Origin of the sequence: Mycobacterium avium subsp. avium (assembly GCF_009741445.1) — a bacterium.
GTDB lineage: Bacteria > Actinomycetota > Actinomycetes > Mycobacteriales > Mycobacteriaceae > Mycobacterium > Mycobacterium avium.
In genome coordinates, this window is record NZ_CP046507.1 from 4,095,851 (window position 1) to 4,117,884 (window position 22,034).

At 70.8% G+C, this 22,034-nt stretch carries 26 protein-coding genes; 11 read left to right on the top strand and 15 right to left on the bottom strand.

Features of this window, described 5'->3' with window-relative positions:
- Nucleotides 1-35: 35 nt before the first annotated feature.
- Both eccD and mycP4 read left to right on the top strand, forming a co-directional pair.
- Entirely contained in the window at nt 36-1,400 is a 1,365-nt protein-coding gene (gene eccD, locus MAA44156_RS19050) for a type VII secretion integral membrane protein EccD (protein WP_176213646.1), read from the top strand.
- A complete protein-coding gene (gene mycP4 / locus MAA44156_RS19055; protein WP_121035718.1) occupies nt 1,397-2,695 on the top strand; it encodes a type VII secretion system ESX-4 serine protease mycosin MycP4 in 1,299 nt (432 codons plus the stop codon). Before eccD ends, mycP4 begins: the two co-directional genes overlap by 4 nt.
- On the opposite strand, the gene eccB is transcribed toward mycP4, so the two are convergent.
- Nucleotides 2,660-4,030: a type VII secretion protein EccB gene (gene eccB, locus MAA44156_RS19060; RefSeq protein ID WP_009978945.1), complete on the bottom strand. Its 1,371-nt coding sequence runs from the start codon at nt 4,028-4,030 to the stop codon at nt 2,660-2,662. The two genes, mycP4 and eccB, sit on opposite strands and share 36 nt — an antisense overlap.
- A 118-nt stretch (nt 4,031-4,148) precedes the next feature.
- Between eccB and MAA44156_RS19065 the strand changes: the two genes are divergently transcribed.
- Nucleotides 4,149-5,018, top strand: coding sequence for a cutinase family protein (locus MAA44156_RS19065; protein ID WP_009978946.1), 870 nt, complete (start codon nt 4,149-4,151; stop codon nt 5,016-5,018).
- Between the two features lie 57 nt (nt 5,019-5,075).
- Nucleotides 5,076-5,696, top strand: coding sequence for a cutinase family protein (locus MAA44156_RS19070; protein WP_011726052.1), 621 nt, complete (start codon nt 5,076-5,078; stop codon nt 5,694-5,696).
- Here the strand turns inward: MAA44156_RS19070 and truA are convergent.
- The 8 genes from truA to infA form a co-directional block, all read right to left on the bottom strand.
- Entirely contained in the window at nt 5,693-6,535 is an 843-nt protein-coding gene (truA, locus tag MAA44156_RS19075; protein ID WP_075362335.1) for a tRNA pseudouridine(38-40) synthase TruA, read from the bottom strand. The genes MAA44156_RS19070 and truA overlap by 4 nt on opposite strands.
- Nucleotides 6,531-7,091, bottom strand: coding sequence for a 50S ribosomal protein L17 (gene rplQ, locus MAA44156_RS19080; protein WP_009978951.1), 561 nt, complete (start codon nt 7,089-7,091; stop codon nt 6,531-6,533). Before rplQ ends, truA begins: the two co-directional genes overlap by 5 nt.
- A gap of 28 nt (nt 7,092-7,119) precedes the next feature.
- A complete protein-coding gene (locus MAA44156_RS19085) occupies nt 7,120-8,163 on the bottom strand; it encodes a DNA-directed RNA polymerase subunit alpha (RefSeq protein WP_009978953.1) in 1,044 nt (347 codons plus the stop codon).
- A 78-nt stretch (nt 8,164-8,241) separates the two neighbouring features.
- Nucleotides 8,242-8,847 carry a 30S ribosomal protein S4 gene (gene rpsD, locus MAA44156_RS19090; RefSeq protein WP_003873444.1) on the bottom strand — a complete coding sequence of 202 codons (606 nt, stop codon included), beginning with the start codon at nt 8,845-8,847 and terminating at the stop codon, nt 8,242-8,244.
- An 8-nt stretch (nt 8,848-8,855) separates the two neighbouring features.
- Nucleotides 8,856-9,272: a 30S ribosomal protein S11 gene (rpsK, locus tag MAA44156_RS19095; RefSeq protein WP_003879486.1), complete on the bottom strand. Its 417-nt coding sequence runs from the start codon at nt 9,270-9,272 to the stop codon at nt 8,856-8,858.
- 6 nt (nt 9,273-9,278) lie between these two features.
- Nucleotides 9,279-9,653 carry a 30S ribosomal protein S13 gene (gene rpsM, locus MAA44156_RS19100; protein WP_003873446.1) on the bottom strand — a complete coding sequence of 125 codons (375 nt, stop codon included), beginning with the start codon at nt 9,651-9,653 and terminating at the stop codon, nt 9,279-9,281.
- Between the two features lie 205 nt (nt 9,654-9,858).
- Nucleotides 9,859-9,972 (bottom strand): 50S ribosomal protein L36, encoded by a 114-nt coding sequence (rpmJ, locus tag MAA44156_RS19105; RefSeq protein WP_003879483.1) that lies wholly within the window; start codon nt 9,970-9,972, stop codon nt 9,859-9,861.
- A 25-nt stretch (nt 9,973-9,997) separates the two neighbouring features.
- Nucleotides 9,998-10,219, bottom strand: coding sequence for a translation initiation factor IF-1 (gene infA / locus MAA44156_RS19110; RefSeq protein WP_003418601.1), 222 nt, complete (start codon nt 10,217-10,219; stop codon nt 9,998-10,000).
- 254 nt (nt 10,220-10,473) lie between these two features.
- On the opposite strand from infA, the gene MAA44156_RS19115 reads away from it, so the two are divergent.
- The 7 genes from MAA44156_RS19115 to MAA44156_RS19145 all read left to right on the top strand — a co-directional run bounded on the left by MAA44156_RS19115 (nt 10,474) and on the right by MAA44156_RS19145 (nt 17,610).
- Nucleotides 10,474-11,322, top strand: coding sequence for an LLM class F420-dependent oxidoreductase (locus MAA44156_RS19115; RefSeq protein ID WP_009978999.1), 849 nt, complete (start codon nt 10,474-10,476; stop codon nt 11,320-11,322).
- 16 nt (nt 11,323-11,338) lie between these two features.
- A complete protein-coding gene (locus MAA44156_RS19120; RefSeq protein ID WP_009979000.1) occupies nt 11,339-12,205 on the top strand; it encodes an LLM class F420-dependent oxidoreductase in 867 nt (288 codons plus the stop codon).
- A 27-nt stretch (nt 12,206-12,232) separates the two neighbouring features.
- Entirely contained in the window at nt 12,233-13,228 is a 996-nt protein-coding gene (gene rfbB, locus MAA44156_RS19125; protein WP_003873450.1) for a dTDP-glucose 4,6-dehydratase, read from the top strand.
- A gap of 1 nt (nt 13,229) precedes the next feature.
- Nucleotides 13,230-13,835 carry a dTDP-4-dehydrorhamnose 3,5-epimerase gene (gene rfbC / locus MAA44156_RS19130; RefSeq protein WP_003873451.1) on the top strand — a complete coding sequence of 202 codons (606 nt, stop codon included), beginning with the start codon at nt 13,230-13,232 and terminating at the stop codon, nt 13,833-13,835.
- Between the two features lie 232 nt (nt 13,836-14,067).
- Nucleotides 14,068-15,192: an acyltransferase family protein gene (locus MAA44156_RS19135; RefSeq protein WP_009979001.1), complete on the top strand. Its 1,125-nt coding sequence runs from the start codon at nt 14,068-14,070 to the stop codon at nt 15,190-15,192.
- Nucleotides 15,193-15,291: 99 nt separating this feature from the next.
- Nucleotides 15,292-16,437 (top strand): acyltransferase family protein, encoded by a 1,146-nt coding sequence (locus MAA44156_RS19140; RefSeq protein ID WP_009979002.1) that lies wholly within the window; start codon nt 15,292-15,294, stop codon nt 16,435-16,437.
- An 84-nt stretch (nt 16,438-16,521) separates the two neighbouring features.
- Entirely contained in the window at nt 16,522-17,610 is a 1,089-nt protein-coding gene (locus tag MAA44156_RS19145) for an acyltransferase family protein (RefSeq protein ID WP_003873455.1), read from the top strand.
- Here MAA44156_RS19145 and MAA44156_RS23360 read toward each other — a convergent pair.
- From MAA44156_RS23360 to MAA44156_RS19175, 6 genes are read right to left on the bottom strand one after another with little or no spacing between them, the layout of a single operon-like run.
- Entirely contained in the window at nt 17,531-17,935 is a 405-nt protein-coding gene (locus MAA44156_RS23360) for a hypothetical protein (RefSeq protein ID WP_023880661.1), read from the bottom strand. The genes MAA44156_RS19145 and MAA44156_RS23360 overlap by 80 nt on opposite strands.
- Nucleotides 17,932-18,852 (bottom strand): metallophosphoesterase family protein, encoded by a 921-nt coding sequence (locus MAA44156_RS19155; RefSeq protein ID WP_009979003.1) that lies wholly within the window; start codon nt 18,850-18,852, stop codon nt 17,932-17,934. Before MAA44156_RS19155 ends, MAA44156_RS23360 begins: the two co-directional genes overlap by 4 nt.
- On the bottom strand, nt 18,849-19,235 hold the full coding sequence (locus MAA44156_RS19160; protein WP_009979005.1) for a cupredoxin domain-containing protein: 387 nt from the start codon (nt 19,233-19,235) through the stop codon (nt 18,849-18,851). Before MAA44156_RS19160 ends, MAA44156_RS19155 begins: the two co-directional genes overlap by 4 nt.
- 30 nt (nt 19,236-19,265) lie before the next feature.
- Nucleotides 19,266-19,973: a Rieske (2Fe-2S) protein gene (locus MAA44156_RS19165; protein WP_009979006.1), complete on the bottom strand. Its 708-nt coding sequence runs from the start codon at nt 19,971-19,973 to the stop codon at nt 19,266-19,268.
- Nucleotides 19,970-20,509, bottom strand: coding sequence for an RNA polymerase sigma factor (locus tag MAA44156_RS19170; RefSeq protein ID WP_009979007.1), 540 nt, complete (start codon nt 20,507-20,509; stop codon nt 19,970-19,972). The genes MAA44156_RS19165 and MAA44156_RS19170 overlap by 4 nt, the downstream gene beginning before the upstream one ends.
- 44 nt (nt 20,510-20,553) lie before the next feature.
- Nucleotides 20,554-21,978 carry an NAD(P)-binding protein gene (locus MAA44156_RS19175; RefSeq protein ID WP_009979008.1) on the bottom strand — a complete coding sequence of 475 codons (1,425 nt, stop codon included), beginning with the start codon at nt 21,976-21,978 and terminating at the stop codon, nt 20,554-20,556.
- Nucleotides 21,979-22,034 lie beyond the last annotated feature (56 nt).

The following is a 22,034-nucleotide window of genomic DNA, read 5'->3' on the forward strand; positions in this document are numbered from 1 at the left end:
CCCGGCTATGTTCTGCGCAATCCGAGCGAAGGAGAGTGGCGTTGGCCGTATCGACTACCGGGCTGTGCCGGGTCAGTGTGCACTGGGAAACCCAGACCGTTGACGTGTCCCTGCCCGCCGAAATCGCTGTCGCGGAGCTGATTCCGTCGCTCGTCGACATGCTCGGGGCCGGCGACGGCGGCGCCGGGCGCTACCGGTTGTCGGCCCCGGGCGCCGCCGCGCTGGATCCGTCGACGACGTTGGCGCACAACCACATCGGCGACGGTGCGATCCTGGTGCTGAGCCGGATCGACGTGCCGCTGCCCGCACCGCGCTACCGCGACATCGCCGACACCGTGTCGGCCGCGCTCGATGCGACGGCCGGGCCGGATGTTGCGGTCCGGCGGGTCGCGGGCGCGGCGGCGGCCGCGTCCTTCGTCGCGGCGGGCGGGCTGCTGCTGGCGCGGAACACGTTCAGCGCCAGCGTTGTTCCCGATTCCGGCGGTACGGTCGCGGTGCTGGTATCGACCACCCTGCTGACGCTGGGGGCGGCCGCGGTCGCGCACCGCGGCTATCGGGACCGGGGCGCCGCCCTGGCGCTCGGCGCGATCGCCACCGCGTTCGCGGGGCTGGCCGGTTTCGTGGCGGTGCCCGGCGCGCCGAGCCTTTCCCACGTGTTGCTGGCCGCGGCGGCCGCGGGCCTCGCCGCGGTGTCGGCGATCGGGCTGTCGGGCTGCGGCGGCGCCGGGTTGCTCGCGCTCGCCTGCTGGTGCCTGATCCTCGCCGCCGCCGCGCTGGCCGGCGTGCTCAGCGGCGCGCCGCTGCCGGCCGTCGCCTCGGCGGCCGGGCTGGTGTCGCTGTGCCTGCTCGGGATGGCGGCGCGCGCGTCGCTCGCCCTGGCGGGGTTGTCGCCCCGGCCGGCCACCGCACCAGCCGGCGGTCCCGAGCCCGGCGAGGCCTGGGTGTCCGCCCGCGCGCGCCGCGCCGACCGGTGGTTGACCGGCCTGCTGGCCGGGTTGTCGTCGTCGGCCACCGTCGCCGCCGCCGTCACCGTGCTGGCCGGCGCGCCGCGGCTGTGCTGCCTGGCGTTCGGAACCGGCACCGGCGCGCTGTTGCTGCTGCGCTCGCGTGGCGGTGACGGCACCCGGGCTCTGGTCTTCGCCGCCGGCGGAATCGTCACCACCGCAACGACATTCGCTGTCGTAGCCTGGCGCGCACCGCTGCCCGGCCCCTGGGTGGCGGCGACGACGGCGACGCTGGTGGCCGCGGCGCTGTACCTCGGCTGCGCGGCCCGAACCTGCTCGCCGGTGCTGAGCCGGGCGGCCGACCTGCTGGAGTGGCTGGCGCTGGCCGCCCTGGTGCCGCTCACCTGCTGGATCGCCGGGCTGTACGGCACGGTTCGGGGACTGACGCTCGGGTGAGGGTCGTGCGGCTGCTGGCGGTTTCGGCGCTGACGATGCTTCCGGTGTTCGAAACCCCTCCCGCGCACGCGGTTTCGCCGCCGGCCGTCGACGACAAGTGGTTGCCGAAGCCGGCCCGGCCGGCGCCGCCGTGGCCGACCGCGCAGCGCGAGGTGTGCGCGACGCTGACGGCCGACTCGGGCCCGGGCCGGCGCGGCCCGGCGGGCGGGTCGGACCTGTCGGCGGTGTGGCAGCTCAGCCGCGGCACCGGCCAGCGCGTCGCGGTCATCGACACCGGGGTCGCACGGCACCGCCGGCTGCCCGCAGTGGTGCCCGGCGGCGACTACGTGTCCACCGGCGACGGCATCCAGGACTGCGACGCGCACGGCACGCTGGTCGCCGGAATCATCGCCGCCGCAGCCGATCCCAAGTCCGACGAATTCACCGGCATCGCACCGGAGGCGACGCTGATCAGCATCCGCCAGTCCAGCGCGAAGTTCGGGCCCGCCGGCAACCGGTCGGGCGGCGGGGTCGGCGACGTCGACACCCTGGCCAAAGCCATTCGCACCGCGGCCGATCTAGGCGCGTCGGTGATCAACATCTCCTCGGTGGCCTGCGCGCCGGTGGCCTCGGCGCCCGACGACCGGGCGCTGGGCGCCGCGCTGGCCTACGCCGTCGACGTCAAGAACGCGGGCGTGGTGGCTGCCGCCGGCAACACCGGCGGGGCGGGGCAGTGCCCGCCGCAGCGGCCGGATGCCACCTGGCAGACGATCACCGTCGCCGTCAGCCCCGCCTGGTACGACGACTACGTGCTGACCGTCGGTTCGGTGAACGCCGACGGAGCCCCGTCGGCGTTCAGCCTGGCCGGCCCGTGGGTGGACGTCGCGGCGCCCGGCGAAGCGGTGACGTCGCTGGCGCCCGAACCGGTGTCCGGCACCAGCTATGCCGCCCCGGTGGTGAGCGGGCTGGCCGCGCTGATCCGGGCCCGCTTCCCCGCGCTGACCGCGCGCCAGGTGATGCAGCGCATCGAGGCGACGGCGCATCATCCGCCCGCCGGGTGGGATCCCCTGGTCGGGCACGGCACCGTCGACCCGCTCGCCGCGGTCAGCGCGGAGACGGGCGCGCCGCCGCCCGCCCCCAGAGCCGCGCCGGTGCCGATCGCGGCCCCGCCGCCGGCGCCCGCCCGTGATTCGCGCGCCCGGGACGTCGCGGTGCGCGGAGCCGCGTTCTGCCTTGTCGCGCTGACGCTCGCCGCGGCCGCCGGGGCGGTCCGGGCCCGGCTACGGCGCACCCGCGACGGTGTCGCGGGCGACTGAGGCGTTCGGTCTGCTCAACTCCGGCCCGGCCGGCAGCAGGGTGAGCAGCGGCCACGGCGCCGGGCTCGGCTGCCCCAGACCCAGGTCGGCCGCGGCGTCGTCGTCGGGCACGGCGAACCGGACCCCGGTGTCGGTGATCAGGTAGCGGGTGCCGGCGTTCGCACCGGCCCGTACGTAGGCGCTGCGGCCGGGCGGCAGGTACACCGCGTCCAGCGCGGGTCCGCGGCCGTCGGCCTGCGCCAGGGTCACCGGCGCCCGACCGGGCGGCACCGGAACCGCCGCCCCGGTCAGGAACGCGACGGATCGGGCGTCTCCCCAGCCGGCGCAGATCGTGGCGGCCGGCTCCGACACGGTCGGCGCCCGGTCGGGGAAGCCGGCCACCGGCAGCGCCGCGACCACCGGGGCGGTGCGCAGTGCGTCGGGTGCGACGGTGACGGCGTCGGCGCTGCCCTGCGGGTTGCTGAGCCGCAGCAGGTCGGCGGCCACCCGGCCGATGCGCTGCACGCCGCCGGCCAGCACCGCGTAATACTCGTCACCGTCGGCGCGGGTGATGCGAAGCACAGTGCCGATCGCGAATCCCGGCAGCCCCGGCGCCGCGCCGCCCAGGCCGGGTATCCGCGGAACCGCGATCGGCGCCGCCTCCGGCACGGCCTCCAGCAACGACTGCGAGACGAGCCGCGGCGCCCGGCCCTCGAGCCGCAGCGTCCGCACCACCGCGGCGTCGGCCAGGTCCACCCGGGCCCGGTGGCCGTCGTGCAGCAGGTAGGCCGGCGAACCCGCGGCGGCCGCGACCAGCATGGCCTGCCCGCCGCCCAGCACGCGCATCGAGGCGGCGTCCGTGCGGCCGAGCAGGATCGTGGTTGCGCCGGCGCCGTCGCTGTCGCACAACGACCACGCCGTGTCCGCCGCGGCCAGCGGCCGGCCGAGGAACGCGGGCGCGCCCGGAATGCCCAGCAGCGGACCGCGTTTGCTGCCGTCCAGGTCGGCCTGGCGGATGGTGAGCGGATCGACGGCCGACGCGGCGATGAGCCGCGCCGAGGCCAGGTTGAGCACCGGATGCCAGGTGTCGCCGACCCGGACGAACAGGGCACCGGAATCCCGGGCCAGCACGACCCGCGCCCCGTCCAGCGCGACGTGCGGGCGCAGCAAACCCAGCAGCGTCGCTGCGGCCAGCGCGGCCGCCGTCAGCACCGCCCCCGCCGCCAGCGCCGCGGGCTGGCCGCGGGCACGCATGCCGGCCACGGCCGGGTCGTGGCCCAGCAACGCGCATTCCAGCCGGCGCGACAGGTACCGGTACGCGCTGACCTGCAGCCACGTGGTGGGCCGACGCGGCACTGCTCCCCTTCCCCGCGAATCCGTTGCGCACACGCTAGGCCGCCGGGCGGCGCCGCCGAAGCGGTTATCCACAGGTCGCGGGAGTTTCGCCGGGCCGCGATTTGGGTAAAATTGCCCGGTGAAAACTCACCGGATCGGCCGACTCCTCGGTCTGGGCTCATCGGCGCTGATCACCGCCGCCGGCCTGCTCGGCGCCCCGGCCGCGGTCCCGGTGGCCTCCGCCGACGATTGCCCCGACGTCGAGGTCATCTTCGCCCGCGGCACCAACGAGCCCCCCGGCATGGGCCGGGTCGGCGACGCCTTCGTCGAGTCGCTGCGCCAGCAGACCAGTGGGCTGAACATCGACACCTACGGGGTCAACTATGCCGCCAGCAAGCTGCAGCTGCACGGCGGCGACGGCGCCAACGACACCATCAACCGGATCAAGCAAGCGGTGCAGAAGTGCCCCAACACCAAGATCGTGTTGGGCGGCTACTCGCAGGGCGCCTCGGTGATGGACATCGTGGCCGGCGTGCCCATCGGCGGCATTAACTGGGGCAGCTCGATCACCCCGGATCTGGCCAGTCACGTCGCGGCCGTGGCCACGTTCGGCGACGTCGCCGACCGCGCCGGCGGCACGCTGCCCAGCCAGAGCGCGCTGCTGGGCTCCAAGGCCATCGACCTGTGCAACCCCAACGACCCGATCTGCCACGCCGGCCCCGGCAACGAGTGGAGCGGGCACACCGAGGGCTATGTCCCCGTGTACACCACGCAGGCGGCGGCGTTCGTCGCCTCCAAGCTGATGGGCGCGGGCCAGTCGGTGCCCGGCTACGGGCCGTCGGTGCCGGGTGCGGGCCCGCAGTCGCCCGGCTACGGCCAGCAGTCACCGGTGTACGGCCAGACCCCGCCGGGTTCGGGTCCCTCGATCCACGACAACGCCCCCGGCCCCGGCACGGCGCCGGCCCCGGCCGTGCCGAGCACGCCGCCTTCGCAAGCACCTCTCGTCTGAATCGTTACCGGCCCGCGACCAACGCGCCCCTAACATCGCTGTGTGAGGCTTATCCCTGTGGGGCTGGGCGTCGGGCTGCTCGCGGGCGCAGCGGTTTTGATTGCCCCCCAATTGATTCCGCTCGCGTCGGCATCGTGTCCGGGCGTTGAAGTGGTGTTCGCCCGGGGAACGGACGAGCCGCCCGGGGTGGGGAAGGTGGGCGGCGCGTTCGTCAGCTCGTTGCGTGAGCAGACCCGCAAAAGCGTTGGCGCATATGGGGTGAACTATCCGGCCAACAAGGACTTCCTGGCCGCCGCGGACGGCGCCAACGACGCCAGTAACCACATCCAGCAGATGGCCGGGAACTGCCCGAACACCAAACTGGTGCTGGGCGGGTATTCGCAGGGCGCCGCCGTCATCGACATCGTCACCGCCGCACCGGTGCCGGGCCTGGGCTTTCGCAACCCGTTGCCGCCGCAGGCCGCCGATCACGTCGCCGCCGTCGCCCTGTTTGGGAATCCGTCGGGCCGGGCCGGCCGCCTGATGAGCGCCCTGACCCCGGATTTCAGCGGCAAGACCATCGACCTGTGCAACCCGGGCGACCCGATCTGCTCGGGCGGTTACCAGTGGGCGTCGCACCTGAGCTATGTGCCCGGATTGACCAACCAGGCAGCCAGGTTCGTCGCCGCCCGGGTCTAGCGCGAGCGCACGTCGCGGGTGATCAGGTTGCGCGCCGCCAGCTGGTCATCCGGCGGGTAGTCGACCCCGACCAGGGTCAGCCCGTGCGCCGGTGCGGTGGCGTAGTCACTGGATCGGTTTGTGGCGCTGAGCAATTCGCGACACCAGGACACCGGCCGCCGGTTCTCCCCGACCGCCAGCAGCGCCCCGACCAGGGAGCGCACCATCGACCAGCAGAACGCGTCGGCGCTGACCCTCGCAATGATCAGGTCGCCGTCGCGGGTCCAGTCCAGGCGCTGCAGGTCGCGGATGGTGGTGGCGTTCTCGCGGTGACGGCAGAACGCGGCGAAGTCGTGCAGCCCCAACAGGTCTCGCGACGCGGCGGCCATCGCCTCGACGTCCAGGGGGCGGGGCCAGGCGGTGACGTAGCGGGCCTGCTGCGGCAGCACACCCCACGGGGCCGTCGAGAGCCGGTAGACGTAGTGGCGCCGCAGCGCCGAGAACCGGGCGTCGAAACCCGCTGGCGCGCGGGTGATGTCGACGACGCGGACGTCGGTGGGCAGGAACCGGCCCAGCCGGCGCAGCAGCGGCCCGAATTCGGCTTCGCCGACGTGCGGTGCGCGCGGGTAGGCGTTCGGCAGCGCGGTGCCCGGCACGTCGAGATGAGCGACCTGCCCGGTGGCGTGCACCCCCGCGTCGGTGCGGCCCGCGGCGCGCAACCGCACCGGCGTGCGGAAGACGGTCGTCAGCGCCTCGTCGAGCACCCCGGCCACGGTCCGCTGGCCGGACTGAGTAGCCCAGCCCGCGAAACCTGTTCCGTCATAGGCGATATCGAGCCGCAGACGGACGTCCTCGCTAATCCTCGCTGGACCCTTCGGCCTCGTCCGCCGGCTGCGGCGCCGCGGCCTCCGCTTCCGGCGCGGCTTCCGGTGCGTCCGGCGCCGGCGCGGCCTCGACCGCTTCCGGCTCGACCGCCGCCTGCGGCGCCGCCGCCGCGGCCTCCGGGGCCTTCTTCGAGGCCTTCACCCGGCGCGCCCGGTCGGCCTCCGAGGTGACCGTCTTCTCCCGCACCAGCTCGATCACGGCCATCGGAGCGTTGTCGCCCTTGCGCGGCTCGACCTTGATGATGCGGGTGTAGCCGCCGTTGCGGTCGGCGAAGAACGGGCCGATCTCCTCGAACAGGACGTGCACCACGTCCTTGTCGCGGATCTTCTTGAGCACCTCGCGGCGGTTGTGCAGCGCACCCTTTTTCGCGTGCGTGATCAGCTTCTCCGCATACGGACGCAGCGCACGCGCCTTGGGCTCGGTCGTCTTGATCCGGCCGTGCTCGAACAGCGAGGTGGCCAGGTTGGCCAGAAGGGCCTTCTGGTGCGAAGACGACCCGCCGAGGCGAGGCCCCTTGGTGGGCTTGGGCATTGCTGACGCTCCTTAGGTCAAAGCCGTGTTACAGCTGTTCGGTTTCCGCGTAGTCCTGGTCGTCGTAGGCGGCCTCGGTGGACCAGGTGCCGGTGGCGACGTCGTAACCCGCGACCTGCGACGGGTCGAAGCTCGGCGGGCTGTCCTTGAGCGACAGGCCCAGCTGGTGCAGCTTGACCTTCACCTCGTCGATGGACTTCTGGCCGAAGTTGCGGATGTCGAGCAGGTCGGACTCGGTGCGGCTGACCAGCTCGCCGACGGTGTGCACACCCTCGCGCTTGAGGCAGTTGTAGGACCGCACCGTCAGGTCCAGGTCGTCGATCGGCAGCGCGAACGACGCGATGTGGTCGGCCTCGGGGGGCGACGGCCCGATCTCGATGCCCTCGGCCTCGACGTTGAGTTCGCGTGCCAGGCCGAACAATTCGACCAGGGTCTTACCCGCCGACGCCAGCGCGTCGCGCGGCGTGATCGAGCTCTTGGTCTCCACGTCCAGGATCAGCTTGTCGAAGTCGGTGCGCTGCTCGACACGGGTGGCGTCCACCTTGTAGGTGACCTTGAGCACCGGCGAGTAGATGGAATCGACTGGGATACGGCCGATTTCGGCGCCCGAGGCGCGGTTCTGCACGGCCGGCACGTAGCCGCGGCCGCGCTCGACGACCAGCTCCACCTCGAGCTTGCCCTTGTCGTTCAGCGTGGCGATGTGCAGCTCGGGGTTGTGCACGGTGACGCCGGCGGGCGGCACGATGTCACCCGCGGTGACCTCGCCGGGACCCTGCTTGCGCAGATACATGGTGACCGGCTCGTCCTCCTCCGAGGACACCACCAGGCTCTTGAGGTTCAGGATGATCGCGGTGACGTCTTCCTTGACGCCGGGCACGGTGGTGAACTCGTGCAGCACGCCGTCGATGCGGATGCTGGTGACGGCCGCCCCCGGGATCGAGGACAGCAGCGTGCGGCGCAACGAATTGCCCAGGGTGTAGCCGAATCCCGGCTCCAGCGGCTCGATGACGAACTGGGAGCGGTTGTCGGTGAGGACTTCCTCCGACAGGGTGGGTCGCTGAGAGATCAGCATGGTGTTTCTTCTTCTCCTTCTCGGCACCCGCTATTTGATGCCGCTAAGTACCCTGCGCCGGGTTCAGCGCAGGGGTTCTTACTTCGAGTAGAACTCGACGATCAGCTGCTCGGTGAGCGGCACGTCGATCTGCGCCCGCTCGGGCAGCTGGTGGATGAGGATGCGCTGCCGCTCCCCCACCACCTGCAGCCAGCTCGGGACGGGCCGGTCGCCCGCGGTCTCCCGCGCGATCTGGAACGGCACCGAGTTCAGCGACTGCTCGCGAACGTCGATGATGTCGTACTGCGACACCCGATAGCTGGGCACGTCGACGCGCACGCCGTTGACCGTGAAGTGGCCGTGGGTGACCAGCTGGCGCGCCATCCGGCGGGTGCGGGCCAGGCCGGCCCGGTAGACGACGTTGTCCAGGCGGCTTTCCAGGATCCGCAGCAACTCCTCACCCGTCTTGCCGGGCTGGCGGACGGCCTCCTCGTAGTAGCGGCGGAACTGCTTTTCCATCACGCCGTAGGTGAAGCGGGCCTTCTGCTTCTCCTGCAGCTGCAGCAGGTATTCGCTCTCCTTGATCCGCGCGCGGCCGTGCTGGCCGGGCGGGTAGGGGCGCTTCTCGAACGCCTGGTCGCCACCGACGAGGTCGGTGCGCAGCCGGCGCGACTTGCGGGTGACGGGTCCGGTGTAACGAGCCATGATTTCTGCTAGACCCTTCTGCGCTTCGGGGGGCGGACGCCGTTGTGCGGCTGGGGGGTGACGTCGGAGATCGCGCCGACCTCCAGCCCGGCGGCCTGCAGCGACCGGATCGCCGTCTCCCGGCCCGAGCCCGGGCCCTTGACGAACACGTCGACCTTGCGCACGCCGTGTTCCTGCGCCTTGCGGGCCGCGTTCTCGGCGGCCAGCTGGGCGGCGAACGGGGTCGACTTCCGCGAGCCCTTGAACCCGACGTGGCCGGACGACGCCCAGGCGATGACGTTGCCCTGCGGGTCGGTGATCGTCACGATCGTGTTGTTGAACGTGCTCTTGATGTGGGCCGCGCCGTGCGGGACGTTCTTCTTCTCCCGGCGGCGGGTCTTCTGCCCCTTCTTGGGGGCAGCGGCTGCCTTCTTGGCTGGTGGCATGGGTGGTTACCTGGCCTTCTTCTTGCCGGCGATGGTGCGCTTGGGGCCCTTGCGGGTGCGCGCGTTGGTCTTGGTCCGCTGGCCGCGCACCGGCAGGCCGCGGCGGTGCCGCAGGCCCTGGTAGCAGCCGATCTCGATCTTGCGCCGGATGTCGGCCTGGACCTCGCGGCGCAGGTCACCCTCGACCTTGAGGTTGGCCTCGATGTAATCGCGCAGGTGGGTCAGCTGGTCATCGGTGAGATCGCGGGTGCGCAGGTCCCGGTCGATGCCGGTGGCCGCCAGGATCTCGTTCGACCGGGTGCGGCCGACACCGTAGATGTAGGTCAGGGCGATCTCCATCCGCTTATCGCGCGGCAGATCGACGCCGACTAGTCGAGCCATGGGTGGCGTTCCTCTTTTTCTCTGCGGAGGTCTGATCCCAGCCCGTTCCCGCTTCCCCTGGGGGATTTGCGGGGCCCGGCCTCCGTCCGGGCGTGTCCGAGCGGCGCTGATTCGTCTTTTTTGGCGCTTGACGCGCCAGGCAGCTCGGTGGTGCTGGGAGGTCTGCATTCAGTTGTGTCGGGGGCCGGGCGAACCCGGCCGCGGCTCAGCCTTGTCGCTGCTTGTGGCGCGGATCGGAGCAGATCACCATGACCCGCCCATGCCGACGGATCACCCTGCACTTGTCACAGATTGGCTTGACGCTCGGGTTGACCTTCACGGCTGTTCGATCCTGTTCTGTGTCGTTACTTGTAGCGGTACACGATGCGGCCCCGGGACAGGTCGTACGGAGACAACTCCACGACCACCCGGTCCTCGGGCAGGATGCGGATGTAATGCTGCCGCATCTTGCCGCTGATGTGGGCAAGCACCTTGTGACCGTTCTCCAGCTCAATGCGAAACATCGCATTGGGCAGGGGCTCGACCACGCGGCCCTCGACCTCTATGGCGCCGTCCTTCTTGGCCATAACTGGTTAAAAATCCTCGTCGTTTAGTCTCGTTCGGGTATGCGCCCAGGTCGGCGCACCATTGCACACCGACTTGGAACGTGAGCCGGTGACAGGAAATTCCTAGGACTGGACACACAAAAAGTCGGCGCGGATGCCGCACCGTCGTTCTACGATACCTGGTTTTCGGCCGCCACCAAAATCCTCCTGACGACCGCAGACCCCCGGCCGGCGGGGGCCGGAATAGCGGCCCGCGGACGCCGGTTGCCACGACCATGACCCAAGCAGCAGGCAAGCCCGATCTCGGCCGGTTCGGATCGTTCGGACGCGGCGTCACACCCCAGCAAGCCAAGGACATCGAGGCGCTCGGCTACGGCGCCGTCTGGGTGGGCGGTTCCCCGCCGGCCGAGCTGGCCTGGGTGGAGCCCCTTCTGGAGGCGACGACGACGCTGCAGGTGGCCACCGGCATCGTCAACATCTGGACCGCGCCCGCCGGGCCGGTGGCCGAATCCTTCCACCGGATCGAGGCGGCCTACCCGGGCCGCTTCCTGCTGGGCATCGGCGTCGGGCATCCCGAGGCGCACACCGAATACCGCAAGCCCTACGACGCGCTGGCCGACTACCTGACCCGGCTCGACGAGTACGGCGTGCCGGCCGGCCGCCGGGTGGTGGCGGCGCTGGGGCCGCGGGTGCTCAAACTGTCCGCCGAGCGCTCCGCCGGGGCGCACCCCTACCTGACCACGCCCGAGCACACCGCCAGGGCCCGCGAGCTCATCGGCCCGTCGGCCTTCCTGGCGCCCGAGTACAAGGTGGTGCTGACCACCGACGCGGAGCACGCCCGGGCGGTCGGCCGCAAGGCGCTCGACATCTACTTCAACCTCGCGAACTACCGAAACAACTGGAAGCGGCTGGGTTTCACCGACGACGAGATCACCCGGCCGGGCAGCGACCGCTTGGTCGACGCGCTGGTGGCATATGGCAGCGTGGACCGGATCGCCGCGCGGCTGCGCGAGCATCTGGACGCCGGCGCCGACCACGTGCCCGTGCAGGTGCTGACCAAGGATGAAAACCTGGTCTCGGCGCTGGCCGAACTGGCGGGGCCGCTCGGACTGAAACCGTCCTGACCACAGGGGGAGCCGGATGACTGAGGGAGTTTCGCTCAAGCCCGACCTGGGCCCGTTCGGCGTGTGGCTGTCCACCCGGTCCATCACCGCCGAACTGGCCGCGCGGATCGAATCGCTGGGCTACGGCGCCGCCTGGATCGGCGGGTCACCCGACGCCGAGCTGTCCTGGGTGGACCCCGCCCTGGCCGGCACCACCTCGCTGCACCTGGCCACCGGGATCGTCAACATCTGGTCGGCGCCGGCCGCGGCCGTCGCCGAGTCGTTCCACCGGATCGAAAGCGGCCACCCCGGAAGGTTTTTGCTGGGCATCGGGGCCGGCCACCGCGAGCACACCCGGGAATACGTCAAGCCGTACGACGCGGTGGTCTCCTACCTCGACGAGCTCGACGCGGCGGTGATCCCGACCAGCCGGCGGGTGCTGGCCGCGCTGGGACCGCGGATGCTGCGGCTGGCCGCTCAGCGCAGCGCCGGCGCGCACCCCTTCCTGACCACCCCGGAACACACCGCCAAGGCGCGCGAATTGGTGGGCGGCTCGGTCTTTTTGGCGCCCGCGCACAAGGTCGTGCTCACCACCGACCGGGACCGGGCGCGGGCGGCCGGCCGGCAGGCCATCGAGCACAACCTGGGCCTGAGCAATTACGTGCACAACTGGCTGCGACTGGGGTTCACCGAGGCCGACGTGCGCCCACCGGGCAGCGACCGGCTGATCGACGCGGTGATCGGCTATGGCACCCCGCAGGCCGTCGCGGCGCGACTGCGCGAGCATCTGGACGCCGGGGCCGACCACGTGGCGATCCAGGTGCTGGGCGGGGATTCCGAGGAGACGCTGCTACCGGCGCTGACCGAATTGGCCGATGCTCTGGGGCTGACTCGGACGAACTGACCGATCGGCTCCGTTAGGGTTTGGGTCATGCGGTTACTGGTCACCGGCGGCGCGGGTTTCATCGGCGCCAACTTCGTGCACAGCACCGTTCGCGAGCATCCCGAGGACTCGGTGACGGTGCTCGACGCCCTGACCTACGCGGGCCGGCGCGAGTCGCTGGCCGGCGTCGAGGATTCCATCCGGCTGGTGGTCGGTGACATCACCGACGCCGAGCTGGTGTCGCGGCTGGTCGCCGAGTCCGACGCCGTGGTGCACTTCGCCGCCGAGAGCCACGTCGACAACGCGCTGGCCGGCCCGGAGCCGTTCCTGCACACCAACGTGGTGGGCACCTTCACCATCCTGGAGGCGGTGCGGCGTCACGGCGTGCGGCTGCACCACATCTCCACCGACGAGGTCTACGGCGACCTCGAGCTCGACGACCCGAACCGGTTCACCGAGTCGACGCCGTACAACCCGTCCAGCCCGTACTCGGCGACCAAGGCGGCCGCCGACATGCTGGTGCGGGCCTGGGTGCGCTCGTACGGGGTGCGCGCGACAATCTCCAACTGCTCCAACAACTACGGCCCGTATCAGCACGTCGAGAAGTTCATCCCGCGCCAGATCACCAACGTGCTCACCGGCCGCCGCCCCAAGTTGTACGGCACCGGCGCCAACGTGCGCGACTGGATCCACGTCGACGACCACAACAGCGCCGTGCGCCGCATCCTGGAATCCGGCGAGATCGGCCGCACCTACCTGATCAGCTCGGAGGGTGAACGCGACAACCTGACCGTGCTGCGGACGTTGCTGCAGATGATGGGGCGCGACCCCGACGACTTCGACCACGTCACCGACCGCGTCGGACACGACCTGCGCTACGCTATCGACCCGTCCACGCTGTACGACGAATTATGTTGGGCGCCAAAGCACACCGACTTCGAGGAGGGCCTGCGTGAGACCATCGACTGGTATCGCGCGAACGAATCGTGGTGGCGGCCGTTGAAAGACGCCTCGGAAGCGCGCTACGAAGAACGCGGGCAGTGACGTGTCGGCCCGCGAACTGAAAGTCCCCGGCGCCTGGGAGATCACCCCCACCGTGCACGGCGATGCCCGCGGCCATTTCTTTGAATGGCTGACCGACAAGGGGTTTCGCTCCTTCGCCGGTCATCGGCTCGACGTCCGGCAAGCCAACTGCTCGGTGTCCGCGGCGGGTGTGCTGCGCGGCCTGCACTTCGCCCAGGTGCCGCCCAGCCAGGCCAAATACGTGACCTGCGTGCGTGGTTCGGTGTTCGACGTGGTCGTCGACATCCGGGTGGGCTCGCCCACGTTCGGGCAATGGGATTCGGTGCTGCTCGACGACGCCGAGCACCGCACGATCTACATCTCCGAGGGTCTGGGGCACGGATTCCTTGCACTGCAAGACAATTCGACGGTGATGTACCTGTGCTCGGCGGAATACAACCCGGGGCGCGAACACACCATCTGCGCCACCGATCCGGCGCTGGGGATCGACTGGCCGCTGGTGGCCGGTGCCGCGCCCACGCTGTCCGAGCGCGACGCCGCGGCCCCCAGCCTGGAGGAGGTTCGCGCCTCGGGGTTGCTGCCCACCTGGGCGGAGACGCAAGCATTCATCGAGGGTTTGCCGCGCTGATCGTCTCGACCCGCATTGTCCGCAACCGTTATCCCGCAACGCAGTTGGCGCTCGCCGTGCGCACAACCCGGGATCGCCGCCCGACCACTTTATTCAACACATATCAAGTAACGCCGCGGTTGCAGCGCCCTGATCGGCCCAGTAGCGTGAACCGGCCCAATTCGGCGTTCGGTGACGTTAGGATGGCGCCGATGATGCCGATGATGCCCGTTTCGGATGACGGGAAACGTCGATGAAACTCGGGCAGGTGTTCGACCCGCGCAGCAACGCACTCAACGCGTGGCGGTTGGCGCTCGCGGCCGAGGTCATCTTCTGGCACACCTTTCCGATCCGCGGTCACCTCCCTTCGGTGCGGGCCGTCCTGCAGCTGTTGCTCTGCGTCGGCGTCGAGGGGTTCTTCGCGATCTCGGGCTTCCTGATCACCGCGAGCTGGCTGAGCAACCCGCAGCTGCGGGCCTACCTGGCCGCCCGCGCGCTGCGCATCCTGCCCGGCTTCTACGTCTGCATGATCGTGACCGCGTTCGTCTTCGCCCCGCTCAGCGTGGCGATCCAGGGCGGGTCGCCGGCCCGGCTGTTGTTCTCCTACGCGCCGTTCGAGTACGTGCTGAAGAACATCGCGGTGTTGTGGCTCAAACCCGACGTCGGGGGCACCCCGCACGACATCCCCAACGCGGGCATCTGGAACGCCTCGCTGTGGTCGCTGTTCTGGGAGGTGATGTGCTACCTGGTCGTGGCCGCGATCGGTGTGGCCGGACTCGCCAACCGCCGCTGGGTGTCCCCGGTGATTCTGGTAGCGGCGGCGATCGGTGCGTCGTTCCTGCCGCCGGTCACCTTCCCCGAGGTGTTCCACCACCCGGAGGGCAACGTCGCGACCGCCCTCGTCTTCCTGGCCTGCCGGGCGGCCATCATGTTCTCGGCGGGCGCGCTGCTGTACCAGTGGCGCGACGTCATTCCGGCCCGCTGGTCGCTGGTGGCGGTGTGCGTGGTCATCGTGCTGGTCGCCGGCCAGCTGCCCGACTACCGGGTGGTGGCCGCCCTTCCGCTGGCCTACGCCGTCGTCGTGTCCGGCTCCCTGCTGCACAACCGGCGGTTGTGGTTTCGCACCGACCTGTCCTACGGCATGTACATCTACGCCTACCCGGTGCAGCAGCTGCTGGCCGTGCTCGGGCTGCTCAGCCTCAACCCGGTGGTGTTCTGCCTGGCCGTCGCCGCGGCCACCGTGCCGCTGGCCGCGGCGAGCTGGTTCCTGGTGGAGAAGCCGGCCCGCGCGCTGAAGACACGGTTGAAAAGGAAGGCCGCCGCCACCCCCGAGCAGGCGGCGATGGTGCTGCCGCCCGAGGTCCCGGGTGTGGCGTAGCGGCGCGGCCGGGCACCCCGTCGCCCGCGTCCCCTGCTCGCCGCCTTCGGCCGATACGATGGCGCCGACGGCGCGCGGTGGGCACGGAAACGGAGGCGGATGAAGCTCGGGCAGGTATTCGATCCGCGGCGAAACGCGCTCAACGCGCTTCGGCTGGTGCTGGCCGCCGAGGTGATGCTGTTCCACTCCTGGCCGATCACCGGTCACATGCCGCCCAAGTCCATCCTGCAGCTGTTCTTCTCGGTGGGTGTGGACGGGTTCTTCGCGATCTCCGGTTTCCTGATCACCCGCAGCTGGCTCAGCGACCCCCGGCTGCGTGACTATCTGACCGCCCGCGCCCTGCGCATCCTGCCGGGCTTCTATATCTGCCTGATCGTGACGGCGTTCGTGTTCGCCCCGCTCAGTGTGGTGATCCAGGGTGGCTCGCCCGCCAAGCTGCTCGGGTCCGCCGCCCCGCTGGAGTACGTCCTGAAAAACAGCGCGATCGTCTATCTGCAGCCGAGCATCGACGGAACGCTGCACGGGGTGCCGGGCGGAAACGCCTGGAACGGTTCCATGTGGTCGTTGATCTGGGAACTGCTGTGCTACCTCGTCGTCGCCGCCATCGGCGTGGTGGGGCTGGGCAACCGTCGCTGGATTTCCCCGTTGATTCTGGTGCTGGCCACGTTGGGGGCATTGGTCGTGCCGCCGCTGACATTTCCCGGGGTGTGGACCATCCCGCAGCTCGCGGTCCGCTCGGCCATCATGTTCTCGGCCGGGGCGGTCATGTATCAATGGCGAGACGTCATCCCCGCCCGCTGGTCGCTGGTCGCGGTCGCCCTCGCCATCGTCGCCGCGGCCGGGTTCCTGCCCGACTACCGGGTGGTCGGTGCCCTCCCGCTGGCCTACGCCGTCATCGTGACCGGTTCCCTGCTCAAGAGCGAGCGGTTGGTGCTGCGCACCGACCTGTCCTACGGCGTCTACATCTACGCCTTCCCCACCCAGCAGCTGCTGGCCGTGTGCGGGCTGGCGACGCGGTTGCATCCGGCCCTGTTCTTCCTCGCCTCGGTGGCGGCCACGCTGCCGCTGGCGGCGGCCAGCTGGTTCCTCATCGAGAAGCCGTCGATGGCCCTCAAACGCCGCCTCAAGCGCAAGTGGACCGGCCCGCGGGCCGCCGAAAGCGACCCGCGGGTGTCGCAGGCCGAGCCCGCCCCGGCCGACGTGCTCGCCGACCGGCCAGCCCCGGAGGCGCCGGGACACTTCTAGCCGCGGCTCGGCCGGTGCCGGTAATATGCCGTCCCAGTGCGGGGGGCGTCCATAGTGCGGGGGGCATAGGACAGGCGGAGGCCGATGACCCTCGGGCAGGTGTTCGATCCGCGGCGCAACGCGCTGAATGCGTGGCGGCTGCTGCTGGCGGCCGAGGTGATGCTGTGGCATTGCTGGCCGATCACCAACCGGTTGCCGCCGGCGGCGACGCTGCAGCTTCTCTTCTCGGTCGGGGTGGACGGGTTCTTCGCGATCTCGGGGTTCCTGATCACCCGCAGCTGGCTCGACGATCCGCGACTGCGCGACTTTCTCGCCGCGAGGGCCCTGCGTATCCTGCCCGGCTACTACGTGTGCCTGATCGTCACCGCGTTCGCGGTCGCCCCGCTCAGCGTGGCGATCCAGGGGGGCTCGGTGGGCGCGCTGCTGTCCTCCGGCGCGCCGCTGGAGTACCTCGCGAAGAACAGCGCGGTGGCCTACGTCCACCTGAACATCGGCGCAACACCCGGCGGCGTACCGCATCCGGGGGTCTGGAACGGCTCGTTGTGGTCCCTGGTCTGGGAGGTGGCGTGCTACCTCGCCGTCGCCGCGATCGGCGTGGCCGGGCTGGCCGATCGCCGGTGGATGTCCGTCGCGGTGTTGGCGCTGGCGGTGGTCGGGGCGGCGTTGGTGCCGCCGCTGACCTACCCGGGGCAATGGACCGTCGCGCAGCTGGCGGTGCGCTCGGCCATCATGTTCGCCGCCGGGGCCGTGGTCTACCAGTGGAAGGACGTGATCCCGGCCCGGTGGTCGCTCGTCGCGGTGTGCGTCGTCGTCGTGGCGGCGGCCAGCCGGCTGCCCGACTACCGGGTGGTGGCCGCGCTGCCGCTGGCCTACGCGATCATCGTGTCCGGCGCCCTGCTGCGCAACCGCCGGCTGCGGCTGGCCACCGACCTGTCCTACGGCGTCTACATCTACGCGTTTCCGGTCCAGCAGCTGCTGGCGGTGTGCGGGCTCGCCCGGCTGCCGGTGGCGGTGTTCTTCCTGACCGCCCTGGCCGCCACCCTGCCGCTGGCCGCGGCCAGCTGGTGGTTGATCGAAAAGCCGTCGATGGCGCTCAAACGCCGGCTGCGCCGGAAGTGGTCTGCGGCCACCACCGCCGAACGCGGGCATCCGGCAACCACAGCAGCACGATGAGCACCTCGGCGGCCACGCTGATCGCCGCGTACGGCGCCGGATCCCAGCCCCGCTCGGCGAAGCCGAACAGCCCGACCGTACGTGACGCCGCGAACGCTGCCAGCGAGCCGCCGGCCACCGCGGCGCCGGCCCAGCTCAGCCAGCCCGGCCCGCCGGCGCAGATCAGCAGCGCGACGGCGAACGACACGCTGGCCTGCACCAGGAACGCGACCCCGATGCCCGGAATGTGTTGGTAGCCATGCACATACAGGTAGGCGTGGCTGAGCGCGCTGACCGTCAACGACGCGGCGATGCCGAGCCGAGTGGCTATTGTCGTCAAAGTCATTGCAGGGTCCGCTCTTTCAGTGCCAGAACGGTGTCGCCCCGGCTGTAGGCAACCTCGCGCACGCCCAGCGCGTCGCGCAGCCTGCCGGCGGGCAGGGTGACCGGCTTGGGTGCCGGCCCGTCGCCCGGGTGCGGGAGCGGGTAGGCGGTGGTGGTGCCGCTGTGAAAGGTCACGTTGTCCTCGGTTTTGGAGAACAGTTGGTGCACATGGCCGTTGAGGCAGGTGACGGAGGCGAACCGGCGCAGATAACTCAGTGCCTGCGCGGCGTCGTCGGTGCCCCAACCCCATTGCGGGTACATCGCGAACAACGGGATGTGGCTGAACACGATGATGGGAGTGTCGCTGGACAGGCCGGCGACGTCCTTTTTGACGAACTCCAACTGGTCGGCGCCCAGGTGCCCGAGCTTGCGCAGATTCAGCGTGTTGACCAGCGCGATCAGGTGCACACCGGCCACGTCGAGGCTGTACCAGCCGTCACCGGCCGAACCCGCCCCGAAGACGCTGCGGTACTTCTGCCCCGCGTCGTCGACCGAATCGTGCTCGCCGGGCACGGTGAACACGTGCGGGGTCTTCAGCGCGCTCATCATCTGCTTGGCCTGGTCGAACTGCTCGGGGGTGGACAGGTGGGTGAGGTCGCCGGTGTGGATGACGAAATCCGGGGTGTAGCCCAGGTTGTTGACCTGGTCGATGGCCCGGCCGAAGGTGCCCGCCACGTCGGGGTTGGGGGCGCCGGTGAAACCGAGGTGGCTGTCGCTGATCTGGGCGAACCGCAGGGTGGGCTGGGCGCGGGTGTGCTGTGCGGCCGCCCGGCCGGCGACGTGGGAGATCACCTCGCCCCCGGTCACGGCGAACCCCACCGCCGCCCCGAACCACGCCGTGTGCCGGATCAACTGCCGGCGGCTCATGTTCGGATTCATCCCGTCACCACCACGGTGCCGCGCATCATCGGGTGAATCGAGCAGACGTAGTCGAAAGTGCCCGCGGCGGAGAAGGTGTGGGTGAAGACGGCCCCGGTGCCCATGCCCGGTGAGTGGAACGACCCGTCGCTCGCGGCCACCGTGTGAGGTTCCTCGTCGCGGTTGATCCAGGTGACGGTGGTGCCGGCGGGCACGGTCAGGGTGGCCGGCGCGAACGCGAAGCCGTCGATGACGACCTGATTGGGGCCGGCCGCCGCCGGCGCCGCGGTGACCGGCGTCTGGGTGCTGGGCGTGCCGCCGCCCGCGGCGGGCCGCGGAGCCGAGCAGCCGGCCACCGCGACGGCGACGGCCAGCGCCGCGGTCAACGATTTTGCAAGGGTCATGCCCACAGATAGGGCCGCGGGTTACACGGCTCAGGTGCGGCGCACCGGGGCGAACACCTCGATGATGCCGTCGGCCTCGCGAACCATCAACGCCGGCAAGGGTTTCGGCTCGATCGGCAGCTGGTGGGTGAGCACCTTTCCGCTGGGCGAGAACGACGTGGTGTGGCAGGGGCAGCGCAGCGTGTCGTCGGGCGCGTCGAACCACAGCTTGCATCCCTGATGCGTGCACACCCCGGATATCGCCTGCACCTTGCCGTCGACGCGGCGGACGAACCCGCTCACCGCGCCCAGGTCGAAGGCGCGCAGGACGCCGTCGGGCACCTCCGAGCTGGCCGCGACCCGCTGCCAGCTGCCCTGGTTGGGGGCCAGCGTCCCGGACGCGATCTGCGGGGCGCGATCCGGGCCGGACTGCCCGGCGATCACGGTGCGGTCGATGGACACCGCGGCGACCGCGGCGGTGGCGGCCGCCGAGGTGCCGACGATCACCTGGCGGCGGGTGCTGCCGCGCCCGGGCCGCGGTCGGGTCGGCGCGCCGGACATCTGCTCGGCCAGCCGCCGGTGCAGATCGGCGAGGAATTCCGGGCGCGGCGCGTCGGCTACCTCGGAGTCCGGCCGGGCCGCCCGCAGCTCGATCGCGGTGCGCAGCTGGGCCGCCTCGAAATCGTCGGGCAGGAACGGCCGGGGCCGGCGGCCCCGCAACAGGTCGTCGACGTAGCGCCGCAGCCCTCGCGCGTTCATGGCCGGCCTCCCTCGTTGACCTGTGCCGCCAGCCGCAGCGCACGGTGCTGCAGCACCTTGGCGTTGGCCACGCTGATTCCGAGTTCCGCGGCTGCCTCCTTGATCGAATTACCTTGCAGGAAGCGCGATTCCAGGATGCGGCGATAGCGGTCCGGCAGGCTGTCCAGCACCCGGGCGACGCGCTGCGGGGCGGTGCTGATCGCGTCGGGGTGCTCGGGCGGTTGTTCGATGTCCTCGATCGAGGTTATCTCCCGCCCCAACGTCTCGCGCCAGTGCGCGGCCAGCACCGTGCGGGCGGTGGCACGCAGGTAGGCGCGCACCTCGGCGGCGCTGGCGGTCAGCCGCAGCGGCCGCAACGCGGCCAGGAAGACCTCGGCGGTGAGGTCCTCGGCGTCGGCCCGGTTGCCGACCCGAGCGAACAGCGTGCGATACACCCAGGCCGCGTTGTCGGAGTAGACGGCTTCCCAGTCCGGGTAGCCGCCCTCGGGCACCGCGCGCAGCGGTCGCGGGCCGACGGGTTCGTTGCGTGCCGCCACCTGCCTCCTTCACCGCTATGAAGTATCGGCTCGGGTTACACGGGTCAGCTCGCGGCGAGTGCGGCCTCGGCAGCCAGCAGCTCGCCCAGCCTGGCGGCGGTGGCCGCGAACACCGACTTGGCGATGCCCAGGATCCGCGCCCGCACCCGGGGTTTGGCCGACGCCGACGGCAGCAGGTGGCCGATCAGATGCCCGAACAAATCCAGCCGCGCGCCGGACAACCACGTCATCAACTCCGGGTCGTCGAACCAGCGCAGCTGATTGGTGTAGTCGGCCAGCGCCAGCCGCAGCCAGTCGACGTCGGTGTCGGGGTGCGGCAGGGGCACGCAGAGCTCGTTTCGGCGCGCGTCGTCGCCGTAGCCGGCCTCCACGTGGGCGATCAGCGCGGCGGAGAAAATCTGCTGACAGCCGCGCACGCTTTGCAGCGTGATTCGCCCGGGAGTGAAAATCGGTGTGGCTGGCCGCTTTTCGGCGCCATCGGCGGTGCAGTCCAGGTAGAGCGCGCGACCGTCGACCGCGACGGCGCCGCCGTCCAGCACCATCGCGCCCGGCTCGATGGAGCGCACGTGGCCCAGCCGCACCACGTCGGTGATCCGGCGCAGCTGCTCGAGTTCGAGCCGGGTGACGGTCGCGCAGCGGTACATGGTGGGCCGCACCGCCGGATCGATGCGCAGCAGCAGGCCGGCGGCCTCGAGCCGGGAAAACAGCTCGGCCACCGAACCGGCTTCGTTGATGGCGCGCAGCTGGGCGGTGAAGCTGTGTTTGATCTGCTCGGCGAACAACGCGCCGGGCTGCATCGTCGCGCGATCCAGCAGCCAGGAATCCCGGGGCATGATCCAGGTCAGCCGGTCCGGCTCGACGCCCTGGCCCAGCAGCCACAGGCAGGTGTCGATGCCGGTCTTGCCGGCCCCGACGACGACGTAGCGCTGATACCCGGGCCGGCGCGGCAGCTCGTTGGGCGGCACACAGTCGACGCCGTCGCCGACGGTGTAGGGCGGTGGGCGCATCGCCGGCACGCTGACGTGCATGTAGGTGGCGTCGACGATGCGGCGGGTCACCTCGACGGTGTGGTCGGCGCCGGCCAGCGTGCGAAACCGCCCGTCGCCGCGGTACTCGCTGTCCGGGAAGTAGCGCACGCGCCCGGTCGGCAGCAGCCGGGTGCGCATGACGCGGTCGTAGTAGGCGCAGATCTCGTCGGCCGTCGCCAATTCGTAAAGGCCGCGGTTCCAACCGATTTGGTCGATGCTGTCGCCGCCCAGGCGCAGGGAGTTGACGCCGTAGAACGCCGAGGGTTGGTGCAGCCGCACGAATGGATACGCCATGGTCCAGTGCCCGCCCGGCGCGTGATGGCGGTCCACCACCACGACACGGGCCTGCGACGCGGCCCTCTCGGTGACCAGCGTGTCGATGAACGCCATGCCCATGGCGCCGGCGCCGACCACCAGGTAGTCGGCCTCGATGGTGTGCATACAGGCCTCAGGCTAGCCCCGGGCGCCGCTTGCCAAGGCCGGAACCGGGTTACTAG